11 protein-coding genes are annotated in these 12,442 nt (G+C 44.7%); 8 read left to right on the top strand and 3 right to left on the bottom strand.

Going from position 1 to position 12,442, the window contains the following annotated elements; translation table 11 throughout:
* Positions 1 to 48 precede the first annotated feature (48 nt).
* The 8 genes from BBR47_RS15345 (at position 49) to BBR47_RS15310 (ending at position 6,801) form a co-directional block, all read left to right on the top strand.
* A complete protein-coding gene (locus BBR47_RS15345) occupies positions 49 to 306 on the top strand; it encodes a hypothetical protein (protein ID WP_015891327.1) in 258 nt (85 codons plus the stop codon).
* Between the two features lie 104 nt (positions 307 to 410).
* On the top strand, positions 411 to 1,286 hold the full coding sequence (locus tag BBR47_RS15340) for a M23 family metallopeptidase (RefSeq protein ID WP_015891326.1): 876 nt from the start codon (positions 411 to 413) through the stop codon (positions 1,284 to 1,286).
* Between the two features lie 15 nt (positions 1,287 to 1,301).
* Positions 1,302 to 2,117, top strand: coding sequence for a GTP pyrophosphokinase (locus BBR47_RS15335; protein WP_041749451.1), 816 nt, complete (start codon positions 1,302 to 1,304; stop codon positions 2,115 to 2,117).
* Positions 2,118 to 2,188: 71 nt separating this feature from the next.
* Complete coding sequence (locus BBR47_RS15330) at positions 2,189 to 3,409, top strand: D-alanyl-D-alanine carboxypeptidase family protein (RefSeq protein ID WP_015891324.1); 1,221 nt, start codon at positions 2,189 to 2,191, stop codon at positions 3,407 to 3,409.
* Between the two features lie 146 nt (positions 3,410 to 3,555).
* Positions 3,556 to 4,431, top strand: coding sequence for a glycosyltransferase (locus BBR47_RS15325; RefSeq protein ID WP_015891323.1), 876 nt, complete (start codon positions 3,556 to 3,558; stop codon positions 4,429 to 4,431).
* Positions 4,391 to 5,140, top strand: coding sequence for a glycosyltransferase (locus BBR47_RS15320; RefSeq protein ID WP_015891322.1), 750 nt, complete (start codon positions 4,391 to 4,393; stop codon positions 5,138 to 5,140). The genes BBR47_RS15325 and BBR47_RS15320 overlap by 41 nt, the downstream gene beginning before the upstream one ends.
* Positions 5,141 to 5,323: 183 nt before the next feature.
* On the top strand, positions 5,324 to 6,031 hold the full coding sequence (gene deoD, locus BBR47_RS15315) for a purine-nucleoside phosphorylase (protein WP_015891320.1): 708 nt from the start codon (positions 5,324 to 5,326) through the stop codon (positions 6,029 to 6,031).
* Positions 6,032 to 6,111: 80 nt separating this feature from the next.
* The gene (locus BBR47_RS15310; protein WP_015891319.1) at positions 6,112 to 6,801 is read left to right on the top strand and encodes a DUF4241 domain-containing protein; all 690 of its coding nucleotides are present in this window, start codon (positions 6,112 to 6,114) and stop codon (positions 6,799 to 6,801) included.
* Between the two features lie 1,744 nt (positions 6,802 to 8,545).
* On the opposite strand, the gene mmuM is transcribed toward BBR47_RS15310, so the two are convergent.
* From mmuM to BBR47_RS15295, 3 genes are read right to left on the bottom strand one after another with little or no spacing between them, the layout of a single operon-like run.
* Positions 8,546 to 9,481, bottom strand: a complete 936-nt coding sequence (gene mmuM, locus BBR47_RS15305) for a homocysteine S-methyltransferase (RefSeq protein WP_015891317.1) — start codon at positions 9,479 to 9,481, stop codon at positions 8,546 to 8,548.
* Complete coding sequence (locus tag BBR47_RS15300; protein WP_015891316.1) at positions 9,414 to 10,937, bottom strand: amino acid permease; 1,524 nt, start codon at positions 10,935 to 10,937, stop codon at positions 9,414 to 9,416. Before BBR47_RS15300 ends, mmuM begins: the two co-directional genes overlap by 68 nt.
* A 52-nt stretch (positions 10,938 to 10,989) precedes the next feature.
* Positions 10,990 to 12,432 carry an aldehyde dehydrogenase family protein gene (locus BBR47_RS15295; protein WP_015891315.1) on the bottom strand — a complete coding sequence of 481 codons (1,443 nt, stop codon included), beginning with the start codon at positions 12,430 to 12,432 and terminating at the stop codon, positions 10,990 to 10,992.
* Positions 12,433 to 12,442 lie beyond the last annotated feature (10 nt).

Genomic DNA, 12,442 nt, shown 5'->3' with positions numbered 1-12,442 from the left:
ACAGTTAACTATCCTCGTTTGTCCAGTGGAAAGGAGCGACGTCCGGCTATGAAGAAAAAAGAAGTCAAGCAGCTTTTAAAAAAGCATCCCGAATTTGAAGCATGGGTCCTCGAAGATTCCATGCGGATTAGAGCGGTTAAAAGCAACCCCGGTATGGCGGAAGAATTGTTTAAAAGATGGAACGAACGCAAAAAAGGGTTACTTGATTTTGAAGGCATCTCACAAAAAACCAAACGTGCAAGCGAAATGCTGACAGGCGTGCAATCCATCATGGAAATGATGTCGGATTATTCGAAGAAACAGTAAAAATACATTTGGAATGATTGGAGAAGGCTAGCTCATTAGCCTTCTTTTTCTTTTTCCTTTCAGGGTGTGTTTTGTTATACTAGAAAATGGGAGGGAGCATGTCTATGTTCAAATCAATGGTTAGTCTCATGTTGGCCACAGCATTGACGCTCGTCCCTGGGACAAGCATATTCAGCCAGGCAGTAGAAGGAGTTTACGCCCAAACGACGAAACAACAACCAGCGATTAGCGTAACGCCAGCCAAAACATATCCTGGGGACGTTATTTTTGTACGCAGTAAAGAGCCACAAACCGTAACGGTATTCTCTCAGAACTATCAATTGCAAAAGACACAGGATGAGTATGCCCGGTTTATCCCGATTCCTTTTAACACGAAAGCAGGGACCTATAAAGTTACATCTGCAGACAAAAAACTTTCCGTAACGGTGACAATCGCACCGAAAAAATTTGAAGTAGACAAGCTTACGGTAAGTAAACAGCTCAACAACATGCGACAGGATACAAAACGAATCAATGCAGATCAAAAAAAGATCAATGCAGCTAGATCAAACTCGCGAGCGATTCCGTATTTCTCGGAGCCGTTTCAACAGCCAGCAGTCGGAAAATTAACGACTCCATTCGGTTACCAGCGTGTAGTAAACGGTGTACCAGCCAACAGACACGCGGCGATTGACATCGCGAACAAAACAGGTACGCCAATTGGGGCGAGCAACCACGGAAAAGTGGTTCTGGCCGACTCTTTATACTTAACAGGCAATACCATCATCATCGATCACGGGTTAAATATTTTTTCCATCTATGCTCACTTGTCCAAGCTAGATGTAAAGACAGGGCAAGAAGTGAAACAGGGACAGGTGATTGGACAAATGGGTAGCACCGGTTTTTCTACAGGTCCTCACCTTCATTACGGCATGTTAGTAGGTAATACGTATGTAAATCCGCAGCCGTTTTTTGATGCATCACCTTTCCTCTGGAAGTAATTTGGAGGTGTCTTTATGAGAGTCACAAATGTGCCAAGCAAAGTACTCAACAACATGGTTCATTTCTTGGCGCCGTATGAACAGGCAGTTGAAGAGCTAAAGTTAAAACTAAAAGGAATTAAATATGGCTTTCAAAAAAGCGGCCGTTATTCTCCTATTGAATTCGTTGTCGGACGAGTGAAAAAAGTCGACAGTTTAGTAAAGAAGGCAAATGAAAAAGGAATCGACTTTTTGGTAGATCATTGGCAAAGTGACGTCGCCAGGGAAGTCCAGGATATCGCGGGCCTTCGAGTCGTATGCCGCTATGTAGACGACGTGCGCGAGGTGCTGCAGTTGTTGCAGGAGCGGGAGGATATTGTCATTCACGATGTCAAAGACTATATAGCAGCTCCGAAGGAATCCGGCTACAGAAGTATTCACATGATCGTTTCGTATACGGTCTACCACGGCAGCGAAAAGAGAACACTTTTTTGTGAGATCCAAATCCGTACATTGGGAATGAACTTCTGGGCGACAAATGAACATGAACTGCGTTACAAATATGCGGGCAACATTCCGGCAGACGTGTTGCAGCAGCTTCATGAAGCGTCTGTAATCACACATCAGCTCGACGTGTTGATGAACAATTTGCGCCAAGAAATTCTCACACCGGCAGAAGTTGATACGACACTGGAAGAAAAACTGGAAGAAATATTTTCTTTGTACGTCAAGCAGGATTTGGATTCCGCCGCAGCTTTGTACAGGGAACATGTCAGTGGTTTCGAAGAGGCTTTTGCGGACAATCCTAAGTTTAAAATGATTCACGATTTGTTGGGAATACGGTTGAAATAACGTCTCTAGTTGTCTACAGACCAAATGTAACCTGAAAAAACGCGACAAAGTAGGAAAGGATATAGACTAACATGCGCTTTTTACTAACGAACCTACTCGTTGTGGTGATGGTCTTGTTCAACCTAGGCATGCCTTCCGCTTTTGCCGAGGAGTCATCAAGCCTGGAGCCTAACACTCTCATTGGACAATCAGCCATTCTGATTGATGCTACAACGGGACAAGTCTTGTTTGAAAAGAACCCTCATGAGAAGTTGTACCCTGCTAGTATTACGAAAATCGCAACAGGTATTTACGCGATAGAAAAAGGGAATCTGGATGACACTGTCACCGTCTCAAAAAAAGCACGTCGTGAAGAAGGGACACGTGTTTATTTAGAGGAGGGAGAAAAGATTACCCTCCGCAATTTGTTGTACGGACTGCTCATGAATTCGGGCAACGACGCTGGTACAGCGATTGCGGAGCATATGAGCCAGACGACAGAGCGTTTTGCAGTGGATTTGAACGCCTATTTGAAAGAAAAAGTAGGGGTCACCGAAACGAATTTTGCCAATCCACACGGACTACATGACCCGAATCATTACACGACTGCCGCTGACATGGCCAAAATATCGCGGTACGCGATGAAAAACCCCGTATTTAGGGAAATTGTCGGTACCAAGCGGCTACCGTGGCATGGACAAACGTGGGAAACAGTGCTAGTGAATCATAACAAGCTCCTGCGCGAATACGAAGGGGCGACTGGCATCAAAAACGGGTTTACAGATCAGGCGATGCATACGCTGGTAGGCTCTGCCAAGCGTGGAGAAACAGAGCTCATCGCTGTCACAATGAAGGCGTCTACTAGTGCAAATGCATACAAAGATATAAAAAAGCTACTGGACTTTGGCTTTCAAGGATTTGAGACCAAATTCATTGCCAAAAAAGGAGATTCTTTTTCAGAAGTAGCTGTTCCTGGCAATACCTCGGTTGTGACTTTTACAGCCAAGGAAGATTTGTATGCGACGGTTCCCAAAGGGGTGGAGCCTTTGGTAGAGCTAAAAACAGATGGGAGTCTGTCTGTCCACGCTGGCAAGCTAGCCATCTCTTATCCGTTGCTTCGCCATGATCCGCCTGCGCCAGCTCCTGCTACTATATTTGGGGATTCAGAAAGTGGCAACCCACATCCACTGGCGCGCTATAGCGTATTAATCGTCTGGTTAGGAATGAACCTTTTCTTAATCGCGTATACGTTTTCCCGTGTCCAGAGGAATAAACGAATTCGCGAGCGCAGTCTGCAACGGCGGTTCTACTAATACAAAAATGAGAATCCAAACAGGACGTAGCACCATGCGCGTCCTGTTTTTTAGTTAGGTCAACTGTGGGGGATAGATGCCGTGTACAATTGTGGAAAATGAGCGTACATTAGAGAAAGAACTTTTCTCTGGTGAGGGGGAGTGAGATGGACAACCGAATCTATGATCGCCCTGCCGTGTCCGTCATCATCCCAATGAGTGACAACGCCAGGAATATGACGAAACTACTCTCTGTTGTCAAAAGAATAGATCCACACACGGAAGTAATCGTCATATGCAACGGAATGAGCTCCCAAGAAGCTAATCTGTCCAATGAATGGGGAGTACTAGTCCTTTCAACCGGTTTAGAAGTTGACAGTCATGAGGCAAGAGCGATCGGCTCTGCTCACGCGAGGGGAAACGTTGTCCTTTTTATCGACGAGCGACTCGCCATGCCTCTCTTATACTTGAAGAAATATGTCACGCTGGTCAAAAAGGGATGGGATGTCATTATCACGACATGCTCCGACCACGGGGGATCCAAAAGAGGAGAACGTTCAGCACACAGTGCCTATTGCCTGTTGAACCATCTTCTCGGTCAAAAAAGCATGGGGTCCGCTTCCTTTGACAATATTCCCTTTGCTTTGAGCAGAAAGGCTTTGGAGGCCATTGGTTTCAAGACTTTATGCAATCCGGCGGTTGCTATGGTTCAAGCGTCTGTCTTAGGGCTCAAAATGACGACAATCGCCCCGTTTGCTGCGAAAAAACAACCAATTGGCACTCGTGATATCGTGCAAAAAGACATCCGTACGATTTATCGGGAGCATGCGAAGGCAATCCAGCTACTAACGGGTGGAACGAAGCAGCGCCGTGAAGAGCAGGATGGTCAACGACACCGCGACTTGGTGCATGCATCGGACGTTTTGCATCTGCGCTCGGTCATTCATCTAGAATCGCGCGTTAAGGAGGGCGGTGGACGGGGTGGCAAACGCAAAGCGAAATATGCGCGATCCCACAAAAAAACGCAGAGAAGAGCACATTAGTGGCAAAGAAAAAGGCCAGAATGGATATCGATTAAGTGTCATCCTCTCTGTTCACCACGAGCGGACAATCCAAAAAGTACTCAGACAAATTGAGAAGCTTCGGCCCATGGAAATCGTACTCGTTGTGGAAGGCTGCCCGGATCAATCGGTGAAAAAGCTCGCTTATTCCTCCTGTCCACTCACCGCGCTTGTGTACCCGTTTTCTTTGGGGGATGATGTATGGAGAGCCATTGGTGCAAGGGAGGCCACAGGAGATGTGTGGTTGTTTCTCGATGCAGATCAAGTTGTAGCTGCAAATGATATGCAGTCCTTTGTCAGAACGTGTTACCGAGGAGCAGACATCACGTTGAGAAGGTGCATGACACCCCTTCGACAATCAATTATGGAAGCGGATACCATTTTGCTAGCGAAGACATTTCTCAATTCCTTGGTTTCACGTCATGAACTAAGAACGTCCTCGATGTACGATTTACCTTTTGCTATGACACGACAAGCTGCCGCTACCATCGGCGTTCAACATTTGGCCGTACCTGCCGTTGCGCACGCCATTGCACTACACAAACAATTGCGTGTCATGTCATCTCCTTTCAGTGCATCAGCAAAGCATACGAGAAAAAGAGCGACACCAAGCAAGAATAAATCGAGCGTTAACCAGACGATCTTGGGAGATCATCTAGAAGCAATGGATTACGTAATGCCCCTCAAATGAATGAAACCGTTGTTGAGGCGATGCCAACTGTGGGTATCGCTTATTCGTTATTTTCAAAAGTTGCGCGCAAACGCGCCATCAAAAGCCGCTGGAATCATTTGATCTCTTGACTTTGCATTGTTCGGTTTTTGTAGTACGATAGGCAAGTAGGTCATTTTTTCTTGATAAAGGAGCAAACAGATTATGAGTATCCATATTGGAGCACAGCAAGGTCAAATTGCTGAAACTATCCTGCTGCCGGGAGATCCGCTACGGGCCAAATACATTGCTGAAACTTTCCTCGAAGGAGCAGAGTGCTACAACAACGTGCGTGGCATGCTCGGCTTCACAGGTACATACAAAGGTAAGCGCGTTTCTGTACAAGGAACGGGCATGGGAGTTCCTTCTATCTCGATCTACGCCAATGAGCTCATGCAATCGTATGGCGTTCAAAACCTGATCCGCGTAGGCACATGCGGCGCGATCCAGGAAGACATCAAAGTTCGTGACGTGATTATCGCCATGAGCGCATCCTCCGAATCCCAAACGAATCGTCTCTTGTTCGACCAGATTGATTTTGCTCCTACTGCTAACTTTGAATTGTTGCACAAAGCATATCAAGTAGCGACTGAGCGCAATCTGCCTGTCAAGGTAGGGAATATCTTTACGAGCGACAGCTTCTATCGCGAGAGCTTGGATTTGTACAAAAAATTGGCATCCTACCAAGTGCTTGCTATTGAAATGGAATCTTCCGCGCTGTACACATTGGCTGCAAAATACAAACGCAACGCATTGTCTATCCTTACCGTGAGTGATCACATTCTTACCGGTGAAGAAACTTCCGCTGACGAACGCCAATCGACTTTCAATGAAATGATTGAAGTGGCGCTGGACGCAGCTCTGATCAAGTAAATTAGCATGCAGACGACATCCCACTGGCAAACTATCGTCAGTGGGATTTTATGTAGAGAATGGAAAAAGGGGATGGAATCATGAAACATAACTGCCCTGCCTTTTTTGAAACGGCATTTGACGAAGGGTATACACAAGAGCAGGAAGGCTATTCATACAGGCTGTTCCGTGAAGATATGGGCAAGCTTCAAATAAAAACCGGAAAAATCGTAGCGAACGATCCGTTTGTCATGTTTGAGACTGAGCCGTTTCAGGAGGTTTTCCCAAAAGGGAGCTTTTCCGTACAGCTTGCTATTGCCCAAGTTCAATCCCTGTCAAACGATGAGCAAACGGATGACGCTCTGGAGCCAGATGAACGGGTAGCATTGGCACGGATTGTCTTCTCAGATAAACCTGTCGTGTCTTGGAAAATGGCTGTTTGGCCGGAGTCAGATGTGTCACAGCTTGGCGAAGGTGAATTTTTTGGCTACGGTGTGGATGCGGGGACAGGCTCGTTCATGGATACAGAGGCTTGCGCGCTTTTGGAACGAGAAATGGAGAAGGACGAAATGTTTTATGAGACATTGACAAAGAAAATGGATCAAACATATAAACACACGCGGAGTTGGGGGCTAATAGATTTGGCGGAAGGCTCTAATGTGGCTATGTTTTCAACAGGTTGGGGAGACGGCAGCTACGCGAGCTATATCGGTTATGATACGGAAGGACAGATCGCACGTTTGGTAACAGATTTTTACTTGTTGGATTGGATGAGAACTGCTGAAGAATAGAAGTCGGAGTAAACGGGGAAGGAAGAGAGAAGAAAAGCTTATAGACGCCAAAGTAGAGTGCCTTCAGTGGCACTCTTTTTATTGGTTATTTTTTCTTATTTCGTTCGAGGTATTGCGCCAGATTATTCAACGTATTTTCGTACGATCTTTTTTTCGGTGTAGGGGCGATCGCTTTAGATTTTGGGATTACTTTGGTCATTTGGGGACCTCCGAGCGTTTTTAGTTATAGTGATCTTAATTATAATATAACTGAATTTACAATAAATGTAAATAGCATTTTTTATTTAAAGTGAATTTTTTTATTTTGGTGAAATTTATGTAGATTGTAGATTGTTGATAAATGTCTGTGTGGTCTTATTAGATGATAGATGGTTCAGACAGTAATTTTGTTACTGCTCGTTAATATCTTATGGTGAAACTGATAAACATACTGGTAGAGTTTCTGATTGCTAACTAGATTTTTAAAAAAAGCAAGTTTCGGTACATGCATGTATTTGCACGATCTTTTCATTAGATCCTTGTACGAACGAGCTTGTGACATAAAACTGATAAACAGGTGAGTACCCCTCTCAGAAATTACGCATTTCATTTTGAGTCCGATAATATATATTATGTAAACTGATAAAAAGAGCAAGTGGGAGAATAACTAAAGTGTCTGTTGACAAAAACATAGCTACATAATTGACATAAACATGGCAACATTCTGTTCCAGGCCATTTCTTGACAAAAACATAGCAACAAGATTAAGTGTAAGTCCAAATTTGTACTTGTTTGTGTCACTGTCTGGCGAAATACACGTACTTCTATAACTGTCGAGTAAAAGCTTACGTAAATATATCTATGTACTTGAGTAATTCCAATAAAGATGGGACTATTGCAATTAAATAGAAAGTTAGCATGAATTTTTACTTTTTCAGTTTCAGTTCATAAAACAGCCATTTCATGTACTGAAATTTCGGTATTATTTTTACTCTTTTATAGGCATTAAATTCTGTTGAACCTTTCACGCTCCTTCTGTGTGAAGTAAGACTTATAAACACTTGAAATCTCTCTCTTTTTTCCTGTTTCAACAAACTCATCGATTAGGCTTTCATAAAGTGGTATACATTTGAGTCCTTGTCTATAAGATGACTATTCATCTGCATTTCTGTCTTCTCCTTTACACACTAATTCGTATTTCTCTCTATCATTGAAAAAGGATACGTCTTAATTTGAGATTTGCCTCAAACCTGTCTTTTATAACACGCTATCCATGCATTCTCATAGAAGATAGCTTCACTGCCTGAACTCGTACTTATTGTCGATCACCCTTGGACAATTTCTTTTTTTAGAACATTACGCCTGTCTAGTTAATTTCCATGTTTAAAGCCGATACTTTTACGGACGTAAAAAGCCCGATAATAAACATTATCGGGTTTAAAGGATGTCAAATGTTAGATGGATTCAGATAACAATGATTATGGGCTACGTATTCGCCGAACCGTTGGTATGCGTAATTTTCGATTTCCAATAGATCATCTAGTAACATCTTAATTAAAAGAAATTGTTGTCACCGTAGTACAAATCCCTGTAGGAAAACAACATTTCCTACAAAATTATTTATTCAGCTAGATTAGATTAAGAAAAATGACTTCAACCTATTACACATAATTATTATTTTGTGCAATAGGATCGAATACGAGGATGATTTACACGATCTACAAAAGAAAAAGCCTCATCGTCGTCCGATGAGGTCCTATCATCATTACTTCCGCGCCCAATCAGCGATGGCCTTTATGTCTTCCGGTTTTGTTCTGCAGCAGCCGCCGATTAATCGAGCGCCAGATTCATACCATTCAAGGGCATTGTTGCCATAGCCTTCTCTAGAAGATGCTCCGTACCACGTCTTGGTTGTCGGGTCATACCGCTCCCCTGCATTCGGATATACGACGATCGGCTTCATTGTGCAACTGCGTATTTCCTGAACAAGCCTAGGAATATTCCTGGGCGACGTGCAGTTAATGCCTAAAGCGGCTATTTGCTCTTTTTTATCTAGCCATATTGCACATTCCGTGATCGATGTGCCGTCTGATATATGCAGTTCGTCTTTTGCACTGAAGCTGATCCACGCATAAACTCCAGGAAATTCTTCCAGAAGTCTGACAAGTGCTCTGGCTTCGCTCAAGCATGGTATCGTTTCGCAGGCAAGTATATCGGCGCCTGCATCAATCAGTGCTTTCATCCTAGGCCTGTGGAAATCGATCAGTTCCTCTTCGCTCAGTTCATAAGCTCCTCGGTATTCGGAGCCATCAGCCAAATAAGCACCATACGGACCGACTGAAGCAGCTACAATAGGCTTTGGCCGATCCAGGCGGCCATCTGAGTTTTTCCAAAATTCATCCCGTGCTTGTACGGCTATCTGAACGGACGCCTGAATGAGAAGAAGCGCATCCCTCTGGCTCATTCCCAGCCGGACAAATCCTTCCACCGAAGCCTGATAGCTGGCTGTGATCGCGCAGTCAGCCCCCGCCAAAAAATACTCCGTATGCACACGTTTAATTAACTCGGGATTTTCCATCAGCACTTTTGCTGACCATAGGCTATCGTTCAGATTGCATCCGTGACGCTCAAGCTCAGTGGCCATGGCGCCATCGAGGATCATCATCGGAAATTTCTCTAAAATCGTTGCAATCGGATTCATCGTACGCCGAACCTACTCTCGTTCTATTTTTCATTTCCATTACATCCACAATAGAGTCGCTGGTTTTGATGATTTGCTTTTTGCGATTTTTGATATAGTAAAATAAGTAGCAACTAGCCATAAATGCTATACCGCAATAGATCGCAATCCGTTGACTTGGGTCAAAAGCAAGTCCGACACAAGATGCGAGGCATAAACCAAAAGCGGCAATCGGTACAAGCGGGTACAGAGGCGTGCGGTATTTCAAATCGTTGATATCATTGTTTTCCTCAAGAAAACGCTTACGAAACATAAATTGGGACGCTGCAATTGCCATCCAGACAACAACTACGGCAAAACCAGAAATCGAAACAAGAACGAGATATACCGTGTCAGCAGCAAACACACTGGACAGAAGCGATAAACACGCAATCAACATGCTAATGATCAAAGCATTCATCGGTACACCTTTGGAATTTACTCTCCCCAGTCGATGGCTGATCATTTTTTCTTTCGAAAGAGCCCACAGCATGCGGGTTGAGGCATACAAGCCCGAGTTAGCTACGGAAAGCAATGCCGTAATAATGACAAAATTCATAATATCGGCCGCGTAAGGCACTCCGATGTTGTCAAAGACCAAGACAAACGGGCTTTCAATAACGCCAGCTTCTCTCCACGGAATTAAACCAGCTAGTACAAAAATGGCACCGATAAAGAATATCATCGTTCGCCAAATAATGTTCTTCATCGTACGGGGGATACTTTTCTCCGGGTTTTCGCTTTCCCCAGCAGTGATCCCGATTAGCTCCGTTCCCGAGAAGGCAAAGTTGACGGAGATCATGGTCATCACTACAGGGAGAAATCCGTTCGGGATAAGACCGCCCTCTCCAAAAAAATTAGACAACATGGGAGCGGGTGATCCCGTTTTCAATGGAAGAAATCCGAACATCGCAGCGCCGCCCAAAATGATGAACAAAATAATCGCAATGACCTTCACACCTGCGAACCAAAATTCAGTTTCTGCAAAAAACTTGACGGAAAGCGCGTTTGCTATAAAGATCACTCCACCAAAAATAGCGCTCCACATCCACACAGAGGTGTCCGGAAACCATCGCTGCATCAGAAGACCAGACGCTGTAAATTCAGAGCCTACTGTAACCACCCACGTCAGCCAATACATCCATCCTACTGTAAATCCGGTTGCTGGCCCGATATATTTAGTGGCGTAGGTTTGAAAAGAGCCGGTTACAGGCATGGCAACTGATAACTCCCCTAGGCACAACATGACAAGATACATGATTAAGCCACCCACCAGATAAGCAAGAAGCGCTCCCCCAGGACCTGCCTGATTCAGGGTATAGCCAGAACTTAAAAACAGCCCTGTGCCAATTACCCCTCCCAGGGAGATCATAAACAAATGTCTGCTTTTCATCGTACGACGTAGTTCGGTCTGACCTTTTTCATTCATGTGCCTCATGTTGTTCCACCCCTTAGAGAAATGAATGTTTTTCAGGCATGGTGGTTCCCTGTTACGTTAAAAGTCTGAAGCATACTACTTTCGGTTCGGTCATTTCTTGCAGGGCAAAGGCAATTCCCTCACGACCAATTCCCGATCCTTTCACACCACCGAACGGCATCGCATCGATACGGTAATCAGAACTATCGTTAATCATAACACCTCCCACTTCTAGCTTGTAAATAGCAGAAAATGCCTTGTCTACTTCACGTGTGAAAATGCCAGCTTGAAGTCCGAAAGGTACTTGGTTCGCTTCACGTATAGCAGTATCCAAATCCGCGACCTTGAAAATAGAAACGACCGGACCAAATACTTCATCCTTCGCAATCTTGCAATTCGCCGGCACATTGATTAATACGGTCGGTTCGTAATAGGCACCGTTACGTATCCCCCCGCAAAGCAGCGTCGCACCTTTCTGCACCGCTTCAGTCACCCAATTCTCAACTCGTTTCGCTTCGTTTTCCGAGATCATGGGACCCATATCGGTTTCTTCCGATAATTTGTCTCCGACTCGGTATTGTTTCGTAAGCGTGACGAACCGATCAACGAATTCATCATAAATTTCTTCCTGTGCATAAATGCGCTGTACTCCTAGACAATTTTGACCAGCTGCCCAAAACGCACCCGACACAGACGACTCTACCGCTAGTTCCAAATCAGCATCTTTCAAGACGATGACGGGTGAGTTGGAGCCTAGCTCCATGCTCATCTTTTTTAGCCCGGCTTTTTTCATGATCGCTTCTCCAGTAGCTAGCCCACCTGTAAACGAAATCATTCGAATTGCCGGATGAGTGATTAATGCCTCCCCCATGTCATTCGTAAAGCCAGTAATAATGGAGAGCACCTTCGGAGGAAGTCCCGCTCTATCAAATGCTTCTGCAAGCAGCAAGGCACTCAAAGGTGTCGTTGGCGCAGGTTTGACAATAATGGCATTTCCAGCAGCAATCGCGGGTCCGATTTTGTGTGCGACGAGGTTCAACGGATCGTTAAACGGTGTGATGGCAGTAATGATGCCAACCGGAAAACGGTAGTAATAGCCGACGCGATTTTCGCTGCCTGGCATTTGGTCAAATTGTATCGTTTCTCCGTAAATTCGTCTGGCTTCTTCCGCACTGATCCGCAATGTCTCTACACAACGCCTTACTTCCTTTCTTGCTTCCCGGATCGTTTTACTTCCCTCAAGAGCAATGACCTTCGCATAAAGTTCTTTGTTCTCGGAAATCCAATCAGCAGCACGATGGATGATAGCCATCCGCTCATGCACTGGAATGGCCGCCGCTATCGTTTGTCCATCTTTTGCCTCTTCAATGGCGAACAGTACGTCGTCCTCATTAGCAGCCGGCACCGTTGCAATGATGCTATTATCATGCGGATTATGAACGTTCATTTCTTTATCGCGGGATACCCACTTCCCAGCTAGAAACATCTTTTTTTTAATGAAAGTTTCCGTCATCATCAAGTATAGA

It is taken from the genome of Brevibacillus brevis NBRC 100599, assembly GCF_000010165.1.
Taxonomy (GTDB): domain Bacteria; phylum Bacillota; class Bacilli; order Brevibacillales; family Brevibacillaceae; genus Brevibacillus; species Brevibacillus brevis_D.
Note: the sequence above shows the minus strand (reverse complement) of the source record. Positions and strands in the feature narration are given on the sequence as shown.

What these genes read in the sequence shown, in the direction of transcription:
- BBR47_RS15295 (WP_015891315.1), bottom strand. Translation starts at nt 12,432, where the DNA reads ATGATGACGGAAACTTTCATTAAAAAAAAGATGTTTCTAGCTGGGAAG.
- mmuM (WP_015891317.1), bottom strand. Translation starts at nt 9,481, where the DNA reads ATGAATCCGATTGCAACGATTTTAGAGAAATTTCCGATGATGATCCTC.
- BBR47_RS15320 (WP_015891322.1), top strand. Translation starts at nt 4,391, where the DNA reads ATGCGCGATCCCACAAAAAAACGCAGAGAAGAGCACATTAGTGGCAAA.
- BBR47_RS15340 (WP_015891326.1), top strand. Translation starts at nt 411, where the DNA reads ATGTTCAAATCAATGGTTAGTCTCATGTTGGCCACAGCATTGACGCTC.
- BBR47_RS15335 (WP_041749451.1), top strand. Translation starts at nt 1,302, where the DNA reads ATGAGAGTCACAAATGTGCCAAGCAAAGTACTCAACAACATGGTTCAT.
- deoD (WP_015891320.1), top strand. Translation starts at nt 5,324, where the DNA reads ATGAGTATCCATATTGGAGCACAGCAAGGTCAAATTGCTGAAACTATC.
- BBR47_RS15310 (WP_015891319.1), top strand. Translation starts at nt 6,112, where the DNA reads ATGAAACATAACTGCCCTGCCTTTTTTGAAACGGCATTTGACGAAGGG.
- BBR47_RS15330 (WP_015891324.1), top strand. Translation starts at nt 2,189, where the DNA reads ATGCGCTTTTTACTAACGAACCTACTCGTTGTGGTGATGGTCTTGTTC.
- BBR47_RS15300 (WP_015891316.1), bottom strand. Translation starts at nt 10,937, where the DNA reads ATGAGGCACATGAATGAAAAAGGTCAGACCGAACTACGTCGTACGATG.
- BBR47_RS15345 (WP_015891327.1), top strand. Translation starts at nt 49, where the DNA reads ATGAAGAAAAAAGAAGTCAAGCAGCTTTTAAAAAAGCATCCCGAATTT.
- BBR47_RS15325 (WP_015891323.1), top strand. Translation starts at nt 3,556, where the DNA reads ATGGACAACCGAATCTATGATCGCCCTGCCGTGTCCGTCATCATCCCA.